Raw genomic sequence first — 19,919 nt, 5'->3', positions numbered from 1 at the left:
ATGAATCTTGTTTTATACATTTAGGTCTAAATTTGGAAAATAGTCTAAAAGAATATCCCTATAAGTCAATATGCTTTTTGTTCTTTTTTTATTTTTTTGGATAAATATTTTCAAAATATCGTTTCAAATTATCAAAAAGCTTTAAGTTTTGTCTTATTCTGATACCAGCAAATCTACTTGCTCTTTTATAATTTTCTCAATTTCCTTATTTATATGTTCCGCTAGTAAGAAATGATATGCTCTTCGTTATGTTTAAATCAAAAAATTATCAATAATACTGATATAATTTCTGTATAGCTTATACAATAACTAGTTTGTCTAGTTTTTGGAGATTAAAATGCAAACATGGCAATTACAAAATGCAAAATTACGACTCAGTGAAGTCGTGCGTTTGTGTATTCAAAAAGGACCACAAGTGCTTATCGTTAGAGGAAAGGAAGAAGCTATTCTTATTTCTAAAAAAGAGTATGAACGTCTTATTGGACCAAAATTGAACTTTTTTGATTTTATGAGACAATCTCCTTTAAAGAGTTTAGATATTACTTTTGAGAAAGATTAATCAAAGAACCGAAATATAGAATTATGAATTATTTGTTGGACACAAATATTATTTCAGAAACAATTCGTCCCCAACCTAACATTCATGTTTACAACTGGTTCAAAAACGTTCCTTCGAAATCACTTTTTACCAGCGTTTTAACCCTAGGTGAAATTAGAAGAGGAATCGAAAAATTAGAAAATGGAAAACGAAAAAACAATTAATACTATGGGTAGAAGAGGAACTTCCTCGCTGGTTTAATGAAAACATCATTTCCATTGATCTTGAGATTGCAGAACGTTGGGGGCATATTGCAGCTCCCAAGCACCATCATCAATTAACAGCCATTGATATTCTTCTTGCTGCCAAAACCTTAACTCATCATCTTAGAATCGTCACGCGAAATATCAAGGATTTTGACATTCCCCGACTTAACCTCTTAAATCCTTTTGAAGCGTGCTAAGAATTTACAGATCAAATTTCTAAAACCATCCCATCATATGCCACTTCAACATGTGATGGAAGTTTCTTAGAAAGTTCTTCATAATCCATTTCAAAATTTAAATGGGTTAAAATAGCACGTCTTGGGCCGACACGCTCAATCCACTCAAGAACTAAAGGAAGGTGTGCGTGGGTTAAATTTGACTCATATCGTAAACAATCAACAACCCATGTATCAACGTCTTTTAAAACCTCAAAAGCTTTATCATTCAGCTGAACCACATCCGTAGAATAAGCAAAATCTTTCACACGAAATCCGAGAGAGATCTCAAAACCATGATCTTGCTCAAAGGGAATAACGGTCACATTTTTAACTTTAAAAGATTCTGTAATTTGATGTGGAATTAAAAAAGCGCCATGATGCGGAGCCGCACTTTGGGGCGTTTGAAAAGCATAATTAAAACGATCTTTCAAAACCTCAATCGTTTTATGAGACGCATAAACAGGAATAAGTCTCTCCCACGCCCGAGCTAAAAACTGCAGGTCATTGATACCATGACAATGATCAGCGTGGGCATGTGTGAAAAGAACAGCATCAATATTCGTAATGTTGTTGTTAAATCCTTGATCTTTAAGGTCTGGGGACGTATCAACCAAAAGGGATGTGCCATCCGACTCAATAAAAATTGACGCTCGTGTCCGTCTATTTTTAGAATTTAGGGGATCGCAAGCTCCCCATCCTTTTCCCCATTCGAGTCCCCAAACAGGCATTCCTTGAGCCGCTCCACATCCTAAAATTGTCACACGCATTTAGAATCCTTTCCTCGAAAAATCATATGTCTTGAACAGGTTGAGGAACTTTCCAAAATAAAGTATGGAAGTTTTGTGTTGTGATATTTTGCAAATCGTTGCATGAAACCCCCTTCAGATCTGCAACACATTTAGCCGTCTCAATCATGAAGGCAGGTTCATTTCTCTTTCCGCGATGCGGAACAGGAGCTAAAAAGGGTGCATCTGTTTCAACAAGAAGTCTCTCAAGAGGAATTTTCTTGACAATTTCACGTAAAAGATCGGCTTTCTTAAACGTAATAATACCTGAAATAGAAATATAAAACCCAAGATCTAAACACGCAAAAGCAAACTCTTCTGTTCCACTAAAACAATGAATAACACCGGGTGCTTTTCCATCGCATGCATTTACATTTTTTTCTTTTAAAATTTTTAAAAGATCGTCCTCGCCGTCCCGTGAATGAATAACAAGAGGCAGCTTCGTTGCTTTATGCACATCAATATGAATACGAAAAGACTCTTTTTGAATCTTTTCTGGGCTATGGGTGTAGTAATAATCAAGTCCTGTTTCGCCTATTCCCACAACTTTTGGATGATTCGTGGCTTCTATAAAATCAGAAATTGCAAGAGACGCATGATGAGATGTTTCATGCGGATGGGCTCCAATTGTACAAAAAACAGAAGGCTCACGTTCTGCAAGAGCGAGAATGCCGGGGAATTCTTTTAAATCCGTACAAACTGAAAGCATAAGTTGAATATTTACAGCATGTGCATTTTGAATAACCTGATCCAGGTCTTCTTGAAGATCGGGATAAAGGTGGCAATGACTATCAACCCAGTAAGAATTTTTCACAGTAAAACGCTTTCTTCTTTAAATTTTGGAAAAATAACCTGAGGAGGTGGAAGGCATGTGCCTTCTTTAAGAGGCGTTTCAATGTCTTCAAATTTTCTTTTTTCAAGGGGAAGCGCGAGTTGATCTAAAATCTTTGCGCTCGCTTCCGGAAGAAGCGGCTGCAAAAGAATCCCTATTTTCTGAAGGAGAGTACAAAGAACATAAAGAACTGTTTCCATACGTTTAGGATCCGTTTTTTTAAGTGTCCAAGGAGCTTGATAATCGACATATCGATTCGATGCTGCAATGACCTTCCAAATTTCTTCAATGTAGCGATGAAGCTCTTGGTCTTTTAAAACCAAGGGTCTTATCTTAGAAAGAAGATCAGATCCCATCTTCATTAACACCTGGTCTTCCTGATTTAAGAGACCTTTGGAAGGAATCCGAGCTTGAGCATTTTTTTGAATGAAAGAAAGCACTCGTTGCGAGAGATTTCCAAGATCATTGGCCAAATCTTCATTCATACGTGCAATAAGATGCGCCTTTGAAAAGTTCCCATCTTGTCCAAAGGGAATCTCTCTGATTAAAAAATACCGGACGGGATCAAGCCCATATGTTTCAATCAAGGCAATTGGATCAATCGTATTTTTAAGAGACTTAGACATCTTTTGCCCTTCATTTGTCCAAAACCCATGGGCATAAATTCTTTTTGGAAGAGGAAGGTCAGCGGCCATTAAAAAAGCAGGCCAATAGACTGTATGAAATCTTAAGATGTCCTTACCGACCACATGGAGTGCTGGCCAGAATTTTTTAAAATCTTCGGTTTCCTCTGGATATCCGAGCGCTGTTAAATAGTTTGTTAAAGCATCAAGCCATACATAAATAACATGTTTTGGATCATGAGGAACTTGGATGCCCCAGCTAAAACTGGTTCTCGAAACGGAAAGATCTGTTAATCCTGATTTAACAAATTGGATCACTTCATTACGACGGGAAAGAGGGCCAATAAAATCTGGATGGTCCTCATAATATTTTAAAAGCTTCTCTTGAAATGCGGATAGCTTGAAAAAATAACTGGGTTCTTCCACCCACTCAACCGGTGCCCCTGTTGGAGCTTTCCCATCTTTTATTTCAGATTCTGCATAAAAAGCTTCATCTCGTATGGAATACCATCCTTTATAAGAACCAAGATAAATATATCCTTTTTTAACAAGTTCTTCCCATAAATGTGAAACACCCTTTACATGTCTTTCTTCACTCGTTCGGATAAAATCATCGGAAGAGATATTACAAAAGGAAACCATTTTTTTAAAATTTTCAGCAATTTTATCCACAAATGCTTGAGGAGAAAGGCCTGCATCTTTAGCAGATTTTTCAACTTTCTGCCCATGCTCATCCGTCCCTGTTAGAAATTTAACGTCATACCCATCCAGACGTGCAAAACGCGCCATAACATCACAGGCAACATTTGTATAAACACTTCCAATATGAGGAACATCATTCACATAATAAATGGGGGTCGTAATATAAAAAGTATCTTTCATCCTGAGGCTCCATATTTAAAATTTTACTTTTCCATAGGAAACATAAGACTTCAAGCTGAAAATGCTTCGTAAATTTCCAAAAATAAAGAGCTTAAGACTTGCTTCAGATCAAGATCAAACGTTAAAGCCTCCATTAGGATATGTTGTGCGCGGCTCCAAAGTGCTAGCCTCGCTTCATAAGACATTGAAAAATCAATTTCTTTTTGAAAAAAAGATTTTTTTCTGTGCAAATCAAGAAAGATGCTAAGGCTTTTTAAAATAAAACCATATATAAAGTCACATGAAAGATGTTCATTCTTATGTTTTTCTAAAAATGTGTGGATAAGGTCAAAGGGAAGATGTTGTTCTTTTGAGCGAAGAACACATCCTTCAAAAAAGGCACATAATTGATTATAAAAAGCCTTTCCACCTAATAAAAAGACATTCTCCCCAAAACCAGGCGATCCTTCCGAAAATTCCTCTAGAAAATTTACTTCTTCTTCGGAAGCTGTTTCAAGATTTCTATGAAGGATCTCACGTGTCTTTGTTGAATCAAGAGGAGAGAGCCGTATTTTATGAACGCGCGATAAAATGGTTGGCAACATTAAATTTTCTTTTGAAGTAACAAGAATTAAAAAAACATGACTTGGTGGCGCTTCGAGAATTTTTAAAAGAGCGTTTGCGGCATTTCGGTTCATTAAATGAGCATCCTCAATGAGAACACAACGAATTGTTCCTTCCCGAGGCGTTTGATGTAAAAAATGAATTAGATTTCGAATAGCATCAATGCCAATTTCAGAGGTGTTTCCTTCTTCAGGAACACATAAAAAGTCTCCAAAACTATGTTGAACAAATCGTCGAAAAAGAGGGTGGGTAGACGCCACATAAAGAGAATCTGGCTCAATTTTTTCTTGTTCTTCTTTTATGCCATAAATACAGAGAAAGCGGCTCAACCTAAATCCAAGGGTTGCTTTTCCAATACCCGAGGGACCTGTGATTAAAAGAGCATGGGGAAGCTTATTTTCATCAATGAGACGCCTTAGATTTTTTTCAACGCTTTCATGACCTAAAAGATGCTCCTGGGTTAAGGGAGACATCTTCTGAACATGTAACTCTATATGATCTTCTTTTTTTTCCATAAAGTCTTGGGGCTCTCAATTTATACCATCTCAAAAAATAAGAGAAATCTGTATCTTCTCTCTACGTGATAAAACTCTAATTTAGACTTCTCTCAAATCATTTAAAGAATTTTTTAGATAGATAACTTCTCTTATATTTTTGAAGGTATTATTCATGTTCTATTTTTCTTTCTCTTCTTTTATAAGCATTTCAATTCTCTCTCGCGCAAGGTCTGTAAATTTAATAATTTTCTCTATATCCATCCCATCCTTAATCATTTCTCGAGCAATTTTTACGGCTTTAATATCTTTACCTTCTTCTCTTCCAATAGCTTCCCCTTTTTTTACACCCTCAGAAAAAGATTCCTCAAGGGCATCCCTGACGGCTGCAATTTTCATATCTACGGCTTCATATTCCATTAATTCATTCTTGCTCCACCCAAAGCGATTAAGCTCCTTGTAGGCTCTTTCGATAATAAGATCCGATCCAATAATCTCAGCGAGATCTTCTTCTTTCGTTTCAGCAGCGTGTTTAAAAAAATAAGCCCATTTTTGAGTAAGAGTCTTTAAATTGCCTTTTTTATTTTTAAATTTAGAAAGCTCTAAAAAGATAAATTTAAAGCTATCGAGATCATTCTCTTGCGTTTTTATATCCCGCATCTCATGATAGGAAATAAAATCCACTTTTTTAGGAAAGAGATTTTCTTCATAAATTGCTAAAAATCTGACGTTTTTAAGATCTTTATAGTCGGCATGTGTATCGCGCTGATCAATATAAGTTTTAGATGCATAATATTGAGCTCGTTTTACAAATCCAGGATCTCGGGCCACTTGCATTTCAATGATAAATTTATTGTGTTTTTCATCTTCACACATCACATCAACAATACTTTGACGTTCTGCAGCAACAACAGGATCTTGATTGGGCTTTAAAAAAGTAACTTTCTGGATAGAATCTTCTTTAAGATTGAGAATATCATTCAAAAAATGAATCATAATGTCAGAGTTCCGCGGCGTCCCAAAAATTCGCTTGAAGGCCAGAGCGTTTTTGGGATCTAAAAACTTGGTTATCATAATCATCTACCTTGAATTATTTACTCTATAAATAGAACAAAACCATAGAGTTTTCAAGGGAAAAGTGAGAAAAATCCCCTTCATAAAAACCCAAAAATTATGTGCAGGAAATCTAGGAAAAGAGAATTTATTTTGTTTCTAATCCTCTCTACCAAAGAAGGAAGCTCTTATCTTAAGCCAGTTCATAATTCATATGTTTGCTCATTTCAGATTGAAAAACTCTGCCAGGATCTTTCTAAAAACAGCAAGCTTACATTTTTCACTTAAATATATGAAGTGCTTATCGTCTGTCTTTTTCAAATGTTTGCAGCTTTAATGACAATTGCTTAATCGTGTTCATAAGTATCTCCTCTTGTTCTCCATTCAAGGGCTGATCTTCCACAAGAGCTTCGTTTTGCTCAAATGAAGGTCTTGGCATTTGAGAAATAAAAGGCTTTTCTCTCTCCTCAGCAAGCTTTTTTGCGCTTTCATTTAGAATTCTTTGCAATACATCTCGTTGATTCTGTGAAAGCCAATTATAATTCGTCAGCTCTCCATTTGCCATCCTCTTAAAAAGTTTCAAATTTTCTTCTAACGATACAAATTCTTTTTGAGCACTATGGGAAGGCGAAAGAGGTGACGCAACAAAGTGTTCACGTCTTTCCTCTTCAAGCATTGAGAAAAGCTCTGAAGAAATTAATAAACAAGAACAAATGAGAAGAAGCGATTTTTTTTAGTCATGACGTTCTCCCTTAAAAATTTAAAATAAAACAACATAAAGATCTTAACATGATTCGCACTTAAAAAACAAAAATTTTAATTCAAAAGGCTCATAAAAAAAGCCTCTGAAAATCTCTTTCCAGAGGCTTTTTAGGATCTTAAAGTAAAATCAACTGTGCGCAAGTGCTGCAAGCAAGAGAAGCGCCACAATGTTGATAATCTTTATCATAGGATTAATGGCAGGGCCTGCCGTATCCTTATAAGGATCCCCGACGGTATCTCCTGTTACAGCCGCCATATGAGCAGGCGACCCTTTGCCATCAAAGTGACCATCTTCAATGTATTTTTTAGCATTATCCCATGCTCCTCCCCCTGATGTCATGGAAATGGCAACAAAAATACCTGTAATGATTGTTCCCATGAGCATGGCTCCTAAAGCGGAGAATGCTGCGGGTTGCCCCGCAATCCAAAGAACTAAAAAATACACAACAAGAGGAGATAAAACAGGAAGTAAAGAAGGTGCAATCATTTCCTTAATTGCCGACTTCGTCAAAAGATCAACAGCCGTTCCATATTCAGGTTTTGCTTTTCCTTCCATAAGACCTGTAATCTCTCTAAATTGACGACGAACCTCGACGACAACAGCAGAACCAGCCCGTCCAACTGCTTTCATGCAAAGAGCACCAAAAAGAAAAGGTAAAAGTCCGCCAATGAAAAGTCCAATCACTACAAAAGGATCTTGCAAGGAAAAGGTAACATCTAATCCTAAGAAATAATGATTCAAATCTTCTGTATAAGCTGAAAAAAGAACCAAAGCAGCAAGAGCTGCAGATCCAATAGCATATCCTTTGGTAACAGCTTTCGTTGTATTTCCAACAGCATCCAACGCATCTGTAACTTTCCGAACATCGGGGGGTAAATTCGACATTTCAGCAATGCCCCCAGCATTATCCGTTACAGGTCCATAGGCGTCTAAAGCAACAATAATTCCAGCAAGAGCCAACATTGTTGTTGCAGCAAGTGCAACGCCAAACAGACCCGCAATCATGTAAGCTCCGATGATTCCGCCACAAATAACAAGGACAGGCAGAGCGGTTGCTTCCATTGAAACAGCCAAACCTTGAATAATATTTGTTGCATGCCCTGTTGTTGAAGCCTGAGCAATACTTTTCACAGGACGGTAAGATGTTGAGGTATAATATTCTGTAATCCACACCAAAAGACCCGTTACCCCTAACCCTATAAGAGAGCAAAAAATAAGATGCATTGATTCAAGAGAAAAATTTCCATAATTAAGCGTCTCTTCTCCAAAAAGGTAATAGGTCAAACCAGCAATGAGCCCCCCAGAAATAAGAGCAGAGGAAACCAATCCTTTATAAAGAGCACCCATGATTGAACCATTATTGCCAAGCTTTACAAAAAAAGTTCCCAAAATTGATCCAACAATACACACACCTCCAATTAAAAGAGGATAAAGCAAAATCTTTTCTTGGATAGGTCCCACAAAAGAAATAGCTCCGAGCAACATCGTTGCAACCAATGTAACAACATATGTTTCAAAAAGATCAGCAGCCATACCGGCACAATCTCCAACGTTATCCCCAACGTTGTCAGCAATCACCGCTGGATTACGAGGATCATCTTCAGGAATTCCAGCCTCAATTTTTCCCACAAGATCCGCACCAACATCTGCTCCTTTCGTAAAGATTCCGCCTCCAAGCCGCGCAAAAATTGAAATCAAAGATGCGCCAAAACTTAAAGCGACAAGAGCCTCAAGGATACTGCGCATTGCAAGTCCTTGTGCATTTAAGACCATATAATAGGCTGTAACCCCTAAAAGACCAAGCCCAACAACCAAAAGGCCTGTAATCGCTCCAGACTTAAAAGCTAAAGACAGCGCAGGTTCAATACCTTGCCTGGCAGCTTCAGCTGTTCGAACATTGGCACGTACGGAAATATTCATTCCGATATATCCCGCCAAACCAGATAAAATTGCACCGATCAGAAAACCAACCGTAACATGAGGACTCATGAAGAACCATAAAAGCCCTCCAACACCAAGACCAACAGCTCCAATTGTTGTATATTGACGATTTAAGTAGGCTTTAGCGCCTTCTTGAATTGCAGCCGCAATTTCTTGCATCCGTTCATTCCCAGCACTTGCTGAAAGCACAGAGCGCGTTGCCAGAAGCCCATATAAAAGTGCCAAACCAGCACATCCAAGCGTTACATAATATAGCATTTTAGAGATCCATTTTTTAAACAAAAACCATACACATATTCAAAACACTTCTCTTTTCATGAACTATCTAAGCTTCAACGTCAATACGTTTTTAAGCATTCCTTTTTTAGAAAATAAGGTTCTGAATTTTAAAGAATTTTAAATAACACTTTTGATATCTAGATTATCGAATCATTTTTTTTAAAAAAAATAAAGCTATAAATTTTTATTCTAGACAAATACTTTAAATAGCCTCATTTTAAAAGGTTCGTTTTTAATCTTTTTCACTGCAATCAATAGAAAGCATAATCCAGACTGGAGGGGCTTAATGATTCAGCATTTATATTCTTCAAAAAAGGAATTTCCAAAAACACTCTTTTTTCTTATTTTATATTTTTTAAGACCTCATCGCTTTATGGTGTATCTTTTAATCTTATGTGCTTGTGTATCAGGCCTTTATGGCGTTATTAATTCAAATTTACTTAAAATTATTATTGATTCAATAGAAAATGTCACGCCTTCACATATAATGACGTCAACTGTTCTATGGCCAGCTCTTTTTTTCATCATTAATTTTGAAATCCATAATCTTTCTTGGAGACGACTTGCCTTTATTAATCAAAAATCCAACCTCAAATAAAAAAAAAGTTATTGAGGAGACGTTCTCATATATAACACAACATTCGCATCATTTTTTTCAAGAAAACTTAAGTGGTAAAATTTCTAATAATATTACGTTATTAGCCAACAACTTAGAAGAAGCCATACATGATCACTTTCCTCACATTCTAAGAGGATTTGTGCTTTTAATTGGCGCACTTTTAAGCATGTACTTTGTTCGTCCTATCTTTTTTTATGGATTCAGTGTTTGGGCGTTTTCTTTTAAGCTGGATATTTTCTAAAAAAGTTGTGACTCTTGCAGACATATATGCAGAAAGCGAATCACGTGTGTCTGGCCAGCTCGTTGATAGCGTTTCCAATTCTCAAAACATTAGATTATTTGCGCGCTCAGGTTATGAAAGGTCTTATATTTTAACGGCTTTAGAGAGCATGAAAAAAAAGTTTTAAGCAAAACAAGGATTTCTCATTAAACTCCATCTCATCCAAGGTTTCTCACAAACTTTAATGCTCTCGTTTATGATGTATACCCTCCTCAAGTTAAAAGCTCTTAATCTTGTGACAGCCGGCGACTTTGCTTTAATTTTAGGGTTAAGTATTGAAGTTGGATTTACAATATGGTGGGTTACCGAGCAAATTGATAATTTAAATAATGCCATTGGAAAATGCAATCAAAGTCTCCGCATGCTCTTTAAACCTATTGAAATCCTTGATCAGCCTCACGCTCACATTTTACGCATCACAAAAGGAGAAATTATCTTTGATAATGTTAAATTTCATTATAAAGCAGCAACACCCCTTTTTCAAAATCTATCCGTCCTCATTGAAGGCGGCTCCAAAGTTGGATTAGTGGGATATTCAGGATGTGGCAAAACAACATTTGCAAATTTAATCCTTCGGCTCTTTGATGTTAATGAGGGGAAGATCTTAATTGATCAACAAAATATAAAAGAAATTACGCAAGATTCTCTGCGGAATGCCATAGGAATGATTCCTCAAGATCCTTCATTATATAATCGCTCCTTAATGGAAAACATTCGTTATGGATGCCTTGATGCGACAGATGAAGAGGTTATTGAAGCGGCAAAAATTTCTCATGCACATGAATTTATTTCAAAGCTTCCGGAAGGGTACAATTCTCTTGTTGGTGAACGCGGGATTAAACTTTCCGGCGGTCAACGTCAACGTATTGCCTTTGCACGTGCAACCCTTAAAAATGCACCCATATTGATTTTAGATGAAGCGGCCTCCCAACTTGATTCCCATACAGAGTCTCTCATCCAGAATTCACTTCAGAAAATAATGAAAGGGAAAACATGTCTTGTTATTGCCCACAGACTTTCCACTCTTCTCCATATGGACCGGATTCTCGTTTTTGAACATGGTAAGATCGTAGAAGATGGCACGCATCAAGAATTGCTTAAAAAAAATGGGTTATATGAAACGCTCTGGAAAGCACAAACAGGTGGATTTTTACCAAATAAGCCCTCTTAATTTTACAAGCAAAAACAGGCTTGCTGCGTAAAACTAATACAATAGATTATAATATTATTGTTGATGTATAAAGGCATGATCTTAAGGAAAAAGAAAATGTCGGCTCAATTTATATTTATACATGTATTTTATTATTTTAAATTTCATCATAAGCTTAAATAAATTGCATTTATTTTCTATTTTATGATAGATTTAAGTAGCGCTAATAAATCTATTAATGGATATTTAATCATGACCTTTAAGAAATTAAACTTTTTTTTTCATATTATTTTGTTTTTTACTTCTATTCCACTTATGGAGTGTTTTTCACTGGAAGACTTTCAACATCATAAAAGGACCTACACCATTTCCCCTCCCCTTAAGTCACAGGGCTTAAGAGATTCTATATCCACTGAGCCCTTTATCCCTGTAAAAGTGGATTCAATTTCATCTGATGAAGGGTCTTTGGATATGAGTGAAACACCTGTTGTCCATAAAAAACATCATCCGTTATTTTATTTTCAGAAAGATTGGCAAGAACTTCAAAAGTTAATCGAAGGGGCTTCTTTGGATACACTTAAACTTGTGTATAATGAGTTCTCAGAAATTTCTGAAGACTTTGGAAAATGGAAAGAAGGCGTTCATTTTTTTCAAAAACGGGCTCAAGAAAAAAAAGATCCACGTTTTTTTATGTTCATGCAATGGCCTGGACAAACAGATAGAGAAGCAATTGGAGCTTACCTTTTTTTTCCAACCGAAATTGAAAATTTCCTTCATTTAGATGGTATATCTGTTTATAACCGTCTTATCGTTCAATACAAATTGGCAATATGTGCTTATCTTAAAAATCCTGTTGCGCAGCATCATTTATCAAACTTATTTGGCGTTTATGCAAATGAAGATGTCCCAGAAGATTTTTTTCTCACAATTTCTCAATCCTGGGAAAGAAGGTCGCACGATGCTTTTGCCGCCTTTTTAAGTTTTAAGACATCAGAAACCTCTGAGGTTCTCTTTTATAAAGGCCTTTCCGCTGCATATCTGAATAAAAATGATGACGCTCTGACTTTTTTCCAGCGTGATCTCACCAATCATAGATCTGCATTGGAAACAGCTGGGCTCTCTTCCTCGGAAAATGCACATAAAATATATGTTAACTTACAAGAGAATTTAGCGTCTCTTCCTTTTTTCATTAAAGGAAAAATTATGGTTTATTTTGCAGAAGGTATCGATGATGCCGAAACACGCTTAAGAGAATTTATACGTATTGGAGAAGATGGTTTTGCAGAAGGATTTTATTTAGCGGCACTTATGTCTCCTAATCCTGCAGACCAAAAAAGGCTATTTCAACAGGCAGGAGACTCAGGAATGACCTCTGCTTACATGCGTGCTGCAGATATTCTCATCAATATGGTTTCGAAAGAGAACATGGAAAAAACGTTAACAGACCTCGAAATACTTTTTTCCAAAATGAAAAAAAAAGGAGATGCAAGTGGATATCGCAAGCTTGCAAAGCTTTATGAAAACCAATTAAATAATCCTTTAAAAAAAGAAGAAGCACTTGGAAAAGCAGACTTTATGAATGATCATAATCTTGAAAAGCATTATACCAGCATCCAAGACTTGGCAACTAAAGGAAAAATAGAATAATTAAACTTTAAGTCCCAAATGAAAAAGGGAATTCAAAAAAATGCCTCGTTATCGAAAAAAAGTTCTCTTTTTTAATTTAATTCTTAATTTTCTTTTTTTATTTCTTTTTTCTTCAGTCTTTTCTCTTTCTGATGAAATTGAAGTAAAATTTTTTAATGTGGGCCAAGGGGCATGTACTGTTGTGCGGTGCCCTGGTGAGCCACCTATACTGTATGATGCTGGATCTACACAACTTCCTGAAAAAGTCCTGCGTCAAAAAACTTCCCGCATTGACTCAGCAACTCTTGCACAAACAATTGCGGCTAAATTAAAAGACTTTTTAAAAATGAGCAAAACTTCAACACTTAACGTGGTTATAAGTCATGCAGATATGGACCATATGAGCCTTGTAAAAAAAATCATTAAGGATTTAAAACTTGCAGACAAGAAACTTCAAGTTAATTATTTATTAGGAGGAGCAAAGGAAGACTTCTCTTCCACCCTTGACCTCGATAAATCTCCTGATGATGTCACATATACGCTCGAAAAAATTCGAGATAAGCTGACACCAAAACCAATAAAATTTTTTGATTACAAAAAACTTTTATACCACATTTTTGCTGGTAATAAATATGCAGACAAAAACTATCAAAGTATTGTTTTGCGTTTAGAATACGATGGACGTTCCATTCTTTTAACAGGTGATGCAACAGGAAAAACAACAGATGATATTTTAGCCGGACAAGTCACTCAGATCTCTAATGGAGGCGCCCTCAAGTATTTTAAGACGAACTTGCTTCAAGCCAGTCATCATGGTGCAGATTCGGACGGCTCAACAAACATACCATGGATTCAAGAAACGTCTCCGGAGTATGTCATTTTTAGTTCTGGAAATCGTGAGGATACTCAACATCCTAAACTAACTATTGCTCAAAGACTTTTAGAGCATACAAAACTTGAAAATACAGGAAAATTTCATCTCATTCGCTTCCATGACCCCTCTCTTTATTTTGAAAATTTTTTGTTAGTTCCAGACGTCTTAAAAGTTTTTGAACATGAAGAATCTGGATATGTTGGGATTTCAACTTCTTTAGGCCTTTTCAATACACATGAACAAGGAGACATTTCATTCTCATGGAGACCTGGAGAACCTATTCAAATTAAATATGCTGATTTTTCCTCATCTATAAGCTCACTTACAGAACACGTAACTCAAGTTCTTTTACAGAGCTTTCCACCATTTATACCAGCAGCTGTTGCAGCACCTGTTACAGCAGCAGCTGCTGTTGCAGCAGCACCTACTGCTCCTTCCCAAACTCCAGACCCAGATTATGCTTTTGACGCTCTAGATTTTGAAGGTCTCGGGCTTTCAAGAAATCAGTTTGACACCATCCAACATTATATTCTTACAACTCCCTTAAGATTAAGTCTTAGAAAAATAAATTTGAAAGATTTTACCCTTCCTCTTGATGCAATACTCTTAAAAAAATTAGAAGACCTGATCCGTCTTCCCAATTTACACACATTATTTCTCTCAAGACCTATTCGAGATGAACTTTTAAAAGATCAAGGTAATAGAGAAGTAATTTTTAGCAAATTTTTTGGTTAATCATTTTATCCTTCTTATGAAAGACTTTCTCCCTATTTTTCATTTCTTTCTGAAATTCTTCAGGGTTTTCTTCATAATATTCTGAATATCCCTTCCTTTTAATTTTGAAAAATAAAAAATACGGCAGATGTCTCTGCCGTATTTTTAAGTTACCAACGCAAGTTAAAATTAAGCGTGCGCTTTTGCTTCTTTTTCACGAAGCTTCACAGCAGCATCAACGCGTCCTGAAAGCGCTTTCACTGCAATAAGCCAAAGAAGACATATGACAACGAAAATAATGAACGCATAAGGTGCAATTAAAACAACATCTTTCGTCGCAAAAGCAATGAGCAACATATTTTGCACAAAAGCACCACCTGCTTTACCGGCTCTTCCACCAATAACATCTACAGCAGCCTTACCCTTTGTCTTTAACTCATCATTTAAAGGTATGTAGGCCATTTCTTTCGTTGCATCAAACAAGATGTATTTAATCGCTTTGCTGATAATCACAATCGCAGCTCCCAAAAACGTTGCTGCCACAACGGCGCCAATGGAGAATGTATGAAGCGCATACTCGGCAATTTCTTCAGCAAACGTAAAGAGGAAGAAAAGACCCCCTCCAATTGTAATCACAAGAGGCGTAATAACAGCGGCTTTAAACCAACTGACGCGGCGCAAAATGTTGGAGCCAACAAACAATCCAAAAAGAATTGTCAAGATACCTGTCAATGTGGAATATTGTCCCATAAAGAAATTGTATCCTCCTTTATCCCCGCTGTAAAAAAGACCCAATTGATGCTTAAATTGAACTTCCACAAGATTAATGGTAATTCCATAAGCCATAATTAGAATTGTGATAAGCCCAAGTTCAGGAGAGCTGAAAATAATTTTACAGCTTTGCACCAAAGAAGGCTTTTCCTTCTTCTTAACAGGATGGTTTTGCTCTGCTGGATCAAAATATCTTTTATCTGTCATAACATTTGTATAGATCCAACGATAAATAAACATCGCAAGAAATCCAAATACTGTGACACCACCCATAAGCAGATAAACCGAAACTTCCCAAGCTGCTTCTTTTGTTGGAAAATATTGTTGAATGGTTGAGCCAGAGCAAAAGCTTACAAATTGTCCGGACAGAATTAAAGAAAAGTTTCCAATCACGGCAAAAAGACCATAAAAGCGTTTTGACTCATTCATTCTTACAATGTAGTTCGCAAACTGCCAAAACATAAGAGCAATCATAGCACTTCCCCAAATTTCAGCAAAAACATAAAAGAGGGAAAACGCCCAATATGCATAAATGTCGATGAAACCACTTAAGCGCGGATAGGCAGTTTGAAGAGCTAAAATCGCTTCTTGAGAAGGATGTAAAGCTTCAAGATTTGGATAAATCACAAAACCAAACAATGCAAAAAAGACCACGAAAGGCCCCACCACAATGTAAAAAACATTTTCACGGCTGAAAATGTTTGTTAGTTTTGCATAAATAATAACGAATAAAATAGCAGCTGGCGTTACACAGTAAAGCTTTAAGAAGGTAATAGCGCCTGCACCAGCAGAGTTCACGACAAGCGTGTCCTTTGTGTCTCGAAGCAAAGTATAGTTAAAAAGAAGACAAAACATAATAAAAGCAAGTGGCAAAAATTTCTTCAATTCAAAATTATGAATTGGCCAGAGTGCTGCCCGCCACCCCGTAAAGTTTGCGGTTGGAGAAGTTGATTTCGTACTCATTTTAAATCCTAAAATTTATATAGATAAAACACACGATTCTTACTGTTTTTCCTATAGCAGATCAAAACGCATTTTTACAAGAAAATAATAATTTAAAAAGATTTTAAGACGATATCTTTTTCTTAACTTTTTTTATGATCTTAATGTCCGTGCCAAACGATCTAAAAGCCCATTAATAAAATGTGCTTCTTTTTCGCCACAAAAAGCATGCCCAACATCAATATATTCAGAAATAATAACTGGAATAGGTGTCACGATAAAAGTTAAAATCTCAAAAAGTCCGCACCTTAAAATTGCAATGATAATTGGATCGATTCTATCGAAAGGCCATTCAGGAGAAAGGTTTTGGCGTAAAATATCATCCAACATAACTTGTTTTTCAAAAACACCTAAAACCAACTGCGAAAACAAGCTAACATCTAAGGTTTCTGAAGCCGGGATAAGATTTTCTTCAAGAATATTATCTTCTGTAAATTGCCGAATCACCAAAGCAGGTGTTTCTCCTCTAAAAAATATCTGATAGAGAGCCTGAACGGCCGCCAAACGAGAAACAGACCTCTTTTTTGGAAATATCTCTTTAGACTCTTTCATGTTTTTAAACTTCACTTCATTTCATCATCACGGGATTCAAACAAACTTGGATATTTACGCATCTCTTTCTTTTTGCGAGGATATTCTTTTTTATCATCTCGTTCTTTTTTATCATCTAAATGTTTTCCGATAAATTCCTGAAAATCTGTCATCTCACTAAAATTTTTATAAACTGATGCAAACCTGATATAAGAGACGGAGTCAAGATCAAATAAGACATCCATGATCATTTCGCCAATCAAGCGTGAAGAAATTTCTGATTCACCCAACGTCTCAAGACGATGTTGGAGCCCGTTAATAACGCGTTCAATTTTTTCAGGCGGAATAGGACGCTTGCGCGTTGCAACATAAATGGATCGCGCAAGCTTTTCACGACTAAATGCTTCTTTGCGATGATCAGACTTTACAACAGTCAATTCACACAACTGAATTCGTTCAAACGTTGTAAAACGAGATTGACATCCCCCACAAAATCGGCGCCTTTTAATGGACATTCCATCTTCGGAGGGACGCGAATCTTTAACTTGCGTATCTTCAAAGCCACAAAAAGGGCATCGCATTTCTGCATCCTTTATTCATATGATCTTTTAGAAATTTTATAATACCTTTTCTAAAAAACAACTGTTTTACTTTATTTCTAATATATCTTCGTAGATTGGAAACTTATGGCATAATTTTGTCACATCTTCTCTAATTTTCTTTTGACGAGACTCAAATGCAGAAGATTTATGAGAAAAGGCATCCAACAAGTCCGAAATCAACTCCCCCACTTTAACAAACTCCGAAACCTTAAAGCCTCGAGTTGTTGCCGCAGGCGTTCCAATGCGAATACCAGACGTAACACGCGGAGGAAGTGGATCAAAGGGAATTGTATTTTTATTACACGTAAATCCAACACTGTCTAATAAAACTTCAGCATCCCGTCCTGTTATGTTTTGTTCTCTTAAATCAAGTGTCATTAAATGCGTATCCGTTCCTCCCGAAACCAATTGAATTCCCCGTGATAAAAAAACCTGTGCGAGAGATTCAGCATTATCGACAATATCTTGAGCATAAGTTTTGAAAGAAGGCATCAACGCCTCTTTAAACGCAACAGCTTTTGCTGCAATAATATGGAGCAAGGGACCTCCTTGAAGTCCAGGGAAAATAGCTGAATTGATTTTCTTTCCGATTTCAACATCATTAGACAAAATCATTCCGCCGCGTGGTCCTCTTAATGTTTTATGGGTTGTTGTTGTGACCACATGGGCATGAGGAAGAGGACTTGGGTAGACACCTCCCGCCACAAGACCTGCAAAATGAGCCATATCAACCATTAACATTGCCCCAACACGATCTGCAATGGCTCTAAATCCCGCAAAATCAATAAAGCGTGAATACGCTGATCCTCCCGCAATAATAAGTTTAGGATTATGTTCTCGTGCAAGCAATTCAACAGCATTTAAATCAATGAGTCCTGTTTCAGGATGAACGTTATAAAAAACAGGATTAAACCATTTGCCTGATAAATTAACTGATGAGCCATGGGTAAGATGCCCACCAGATGAAAGGTCCATTGCAAGGATGGTATCTCCTGGCTTTAAAAGCGCTAAAAACACAGCTTGATTGGCTTGAGATCCTGAATGGGGTTGTACATTCGCAAAAGTACATTGAAAGAGTTCTTTCGCACGTGCAATAGCGAGGTTTTCAGCAATATCAATAACCTCGCAACCTCCATAGTAACGCGCGCCAGGATATCCTTCTGCATATTTATTCGTTAAACAGGATCCTTGGGCTTCTAAGACGGCCGGAGAAACAATGTTTTCAGAAGCAATAAGCTCAATTTGATTCTGCTGACGTCTTAGTTCATCTTTTATAACACTGTATATTTCTGGATCAAATGTCCGCAAGGAGGTTTTAAAAAAATTGATCATAAAGTCCTTCTTTCTTTAGAATTTCAAACATATTTAAACGATAGAACAAAGGCATTTTTTGAAACTGATACAATTTATGTGAATTTAATCCTCCTCATCACAACAATACATTAATTAGGGAGCAAGTGGTATTTACGCATTCTAATTTAAATTAAAAGGATAACCATGAATATGCAAACAAAAAGAAATTTCTTTTTAAGAGAAGAGCTTTTTAACAGAAGCTTAGAACTTAAAAACACTCTCTTTCAGAAAAAATTAACTCAACTCTTAATTTTAAGAAAAAGAAATATCACGAAAAAACAAAGACATGGGATGCATAAAATAAAAGCTTCTTACAATTTTTCTTAAAGAAGAATAAAGTAAAAAGCCTTTATTTTTTAGGTAGAAATTATAATATTTAATCGTTTCCATAACCTCTAGGATGTGTTTTTGGGGTTCCTTTGTGATAGCTCGTACAAGCTGATGGATTATCATAGGCTGCATGATATTTATTTTCAAAATCCATGCTGTTTTTCATCCAAGCGCTTTCACTATTCTGATATTGCTTAAGTTTGTCTTCATATGTCTTTTCTAACATATGATTCTTCGGATTTTTTAAATGAGCTCTCTTCGCTTCTACCATTGCTTTTTTATAATATGCAAACATTTCATATTGATTCTTAAGCGCTTTTTGGTCTGTTTCACAAGTTGCACACACAGTTCCAGCAGCCATCGCAAGAACAGCTAAAGAAGCACATAAGGTATTTCTTATTTTCATTTTTGATCTCCTGTTTGTTTTTTATATTTTTTAAGGCGTATTTATTGATTACTTATGTATTAAGTTTAGCTTAATTTTTTTTGGGGAACAACTTAAAAAACAGCTCTTTCATTCTGCTTTAAAAAAAACAACAACAGTTTGAAACCAAAGGAAATAAAAATGGCATCTCTCAAAATTCAAAATTTGGATTTTATTTTTTCTTTTAATCTTAATTTCTCACCGCAAAATCTCTATAATTGTTTCTTTTTCCTTATTTACCGGAAAATTATTATTTTTTATCATAACTCATAAAAACTTTTTCTTATTTATCAAAATGATATATTTTTCTATATTAGACCTACTGCGTAAGTAAAAAGAAAAAGGAAGATTGAGGGGATGCAACTT

General features: G+C 36.1%; 15 protein-coding genes and 2 pseudogenes. 5 read left to right on the top strand and 12 right to left on the bottom strand.

The window, feature by feature from the left end; translation table 11 throughout:
• Window positions 1–337: 337 nt before the first annotated feature.
• Window positions 338–559 (top strand): type II toxin-antitoxin system Phd/YefM family antitoxin, encoded by a 222-nt coding sequence (locus JSS34_05330; protein MBS0185745.1) that lies wholly within the window; start codon window positions 338–340, stop codon window positions 557–559.
• A 23-nt stretch (window positions 560–582) separates the two neighbouring features.
• Window positions 583–1,001: pseudogene (locus JSS34_05325) on the top strand (type II toxin-antitoxin system VapC family toxin).
• An 11-nt stretch (window positions 1,002–1,012) separates the two neighbouring features.
• Here the strand turns inward: JSS34_05325 and JSS34_05320 are convergent.
• The 7 genes from JSS34_05320 to JSS34_05290 all read right to left on the bottom strand — a co-directional run bounded on the left by JSS34_05320 (window position 1,013) and on the right by JSS34_05290 (window position 9,256).
• Window positions 1,013–1,789, bottom strand: coding sequence for an MBL fold metallo-hydrolase (locus JSS34_05320; GenBank protein ID MBS0185744.1), 777 nt, complete (start codon window positions 1,787–1,789; stop codon window positions 1,013–1,015).
• 22 nt (window positions 1,790–1,811) lie between these two features.
• Window positions 1,812–2,621, bottom strand: a complete 810-nt coding sequence (locus tag JSS34_05315; GenBank protein MBS0185743.1) for a TatD family hydrolase — start codon at window positions 2,619–2,621, stop codon at window positions 1,812–1,814.
• Entirely contained in the window at window positions 2,618–4,144 is a 1,527-nt protein-coding gene (locus JSS34_05310; protein MBS0185742.1) for a methionine--tRNA ligase, read from the bottom strand. Before JSS34_05310 ends, JSS34_05315 begins: the two co-directional genes overlap by 4 nt.
• A gap of 50 nt (window positions 4,145–4,194) precedes the next feature.
• On the bottom strand, window positions 4,195–5,262 hold the full coding sequence (locus JSS34_05305) for a hypothetical protein (protein ID MBS0185741.1): 1,068 nt from the start codon (window positions 5,260–5,262) through the stop codon (window positions 4,195–4,197).
• A 159-nt stretch (window positions 5,263–5,421) separates the two neighbouring features.
• Window positions 5,422–6,318 (bottom strand): Rpn family recombination-promoting nuclease/putative transposase, encoded by an 897-nt coding sequence (locus JSS34_05300; GenBank protein ID MBS0185740.1) that lies wholly within the window; start codon window positions 6,316–6,318, stop codon window positions 5,422–5,424.
• 277 nt (window positions 6,319–6,595) lie between these two features.
• Window positions 6,596–6,970, bottom strand: a complete 375-nt coding sequence (locus tag JSS34_05295; GenBank protein ID MBS0185739.1) for a hypothetical protein — start codon at window positions 6,968–6,970, stop codon at window positions 6,596–6,598.
• A 213-nt stretch (window positions 6,971–7,183) separates the two neighbouring features.
• Window positions 7,184–9,256 (bottom strand): sodium-translocating pyrophosphatase, encoded by a 2,073-nt coding sequence (locus JSS34_05290; protein ID MBS0185738.1) that lies wholly within the window; start codon window positions 9,254–9,256, stop codon window positions 7,184–7,186.
• 307 nt (window positions 9,257–9,563) lie between these two features.
• Here JSS34_05290 and JSS34_05285 point away from each other — a divergent pair.
• The 3 genes and pseudogenes from JSS34_05285 to JSS34_05275 all read left to right on the top strand — a co-directional run bounded on the left by JSS34_05285 (window position 9,564) and on the right by JSS34_05275 (window position 14,561).
• A pseudogene (locus JSS34_05285) lies at window positions 9,564–11,347 on the top strand (ABC transporter ATP-binding protein).
• Between the two features lie 231 nt (window positions 11,348–11,578).
• On the top strand, window positions 11,579–12,973 hold the full coding sequence (locus JSS34_05280) for a hypothetical protein (GenBank protein ID MBS0185737.1): 1,395 nt from the start codon (window positions 11,579–11,581) through the stop codon (window positions 12,971–12,973).
• Window positions 12,974–13,013: 40 nt separating this feature from the next.
• Window positions 13,014–14,561, top strand: a complete 1,548-nt coding sequence (locus JSS34_05275; GenBank protein ID MBS0185736.1) for a hypothetical protein — start codon at window positions 13,014–13,016, stop codon at window positions 14,559–14,561.
• 168 nt (window positions 14,562–14,729) lie between these two features.
• Here the strand turns inward: JSS34_05275 and JSS34_05270 are convergent, their stop codons facing one another.
• The 5 genes from JSS34_05270 to JSS34_05250 all read right to left on the bottom strand — a co-directional run bounded on the left by JSS34_05270 (window position 14,730) and on the right by JSS34_05250 (window position 19,535).
• The gene (locus JSS34_05270; GenBank protein ID MBS0185735.1) at window positions 14,730–16,274 is read right to left on the bottom strand and encodes an NTP/NDP exchange transporter; all 1,545 of its coding nucleotides are present in this window, start codon (window positions 16,272–16,274) and stop codon (window positions 14,730–14,732) included.
• 132 nt (window positions 16,275–16,406) lie between these two features.
• On the bottom strand, window positions 16,407–16,865 hold the full coding sequence (nusB, locus tag JSS34_05265; protein ID MBS0185734.1) for a transcription antitermination factor NusB: 459 nt from the start codon (window positions 16,863–16,865) through the stop codon (window positions 16,407–16,409).
• Between the two features lie 11 nt (window positions 16,866–16,876).
• Window positions 16,877–17,425 (bottom strand): transcriptional repressor NrdR, encoded by a 549-nt coding sequence (gene nrdR / locus JSS34_05260; GenBank protein MBS0185733.1) that lies wholly within the window; start codon window positions 17,423–17,425, stop codon window positions 16,877–16,879.
• Between the two features lie 66 nt (window positions 17,426–17,491).
• Window positions 17,492–18,778: a serine hydroxymethyltransferase gene (locus tag JSS34_05255; GenBank protein MBS0185732.1), complete on the bottom strand. Its 1,287-nt coding sequence runs from the start codon at window positions 18,776–18,778 to the stop codon at window positions 17,492–17,494.
• 397 nt (window positions 18,779–19,175) lie between these two features.
• Complete coding sequence (locus JSS34_05250; protein MBS0185731.1) at window positions 19,176–19,535, bottom strand: hypothetical protein; 360 nt, start codon at window positions 19,533–19,535, stop codon at window positions 19,176–19,178.
• Window positions 19,536–19,919 lie beyond the last annotated feature (384 nt).

This window comes from Pseudomonadota bacterium, assembly GCA_018242545.1.
Classification (GTDB): domain Bacteria; phylum Pseudomonadota; class Alphaproteobacteria; order 16-39-46; family 16-39-46; genus 16-39-46.
This window is presented reverse-complemented; position numbering and strand designations above follow the sequence as displayed.

Coding starts and splice junctions, on each gene's coding strand:
- JSS34_05270 (MBS0185735.1), bottom strand. CDS start 16,274: ATGAGTACGAAATCAACTTCTCCAACCGCAAACTTTACGGGGTGGCGG.
- JSS34_05330 (MBS0185745.1), top strand. CDS start 338: ATGCAAACATGGCAATTACAAAATGCAAAATTACGACTCAGTGAAGTC.
- JSS34_05290 (MBS0185738.1), bottom strand. CDS start 9,256: ATGCTATATTATGTAACGCTTGGATGTGCTGGTTTGGCACTTTTATAT.
- JSS34_05310 (MBS0185742.1), bottom strand. CDS start 4,144: ATGAAAGATACTTTTTATATTACGACCCCCATTTATTATGTGAATGAT.
- JSS34_05305 (MBS0185741.1), bottom strand. CDS start 5,262: ATGGAAAAAAAAGAAGATCATATAGAGTTACATGTTCAGAAGATGTCT.
- JSS34_05250 (MBS0185731.1), bottom strand. CDS start 19,535: ATGAAAATAAGAAATACCTTATGTGCTTCTTTAGCTGTTCTTGCGATG.
- JSS34_05295 (MBS0185739.1), bottom strand. CDS start 6,970: ATGCTTGAAGAGGAAAGACGTGAACACTTTGTTGCGTCACCTCTTTCG.
- JSS34_05255 (MBS0185732.1), bottom strand. CDS start 18,778: ATGATCAATTTTTTTAAAACCTCCTTGCGGACATTTGATCCAGAAATA.
- nrdR (MBS0185733.1), bottom strand. CDS start 17,425: ATGCGATGCCCTTTTTGTGGCTTTGAAGATACGCAAGTTAAAGATTCG.
- JSS34_05275 (MBS0185736.1), top strand. CDS start 13,014: ATGCCTCGTTATCGAAAAAAAGTTCTCTTTTTTAATTTAATTCTTAAT.
- JSS34_05280 (MBS0185737.1), top strand. CDS start 11,579: ATGACCTTTAAGAAATTAAACTTTTTTTTTCATATTATTTTGTTTTTT.
- JSS34_05320 (MBS0185744.1), bottom strand. CDS start 1,789: ATGCGTGTGACAATTTTAGGATGTGGAGCGGCTCAAGGAATGCCTGTT.
- nusB (MBS0185734.1), bottom strand. CDS start 16,865: ATGAAAGAGTCTAAAGAGATATTTCCAAAAAAGAGGTCTGTTTCTCGT.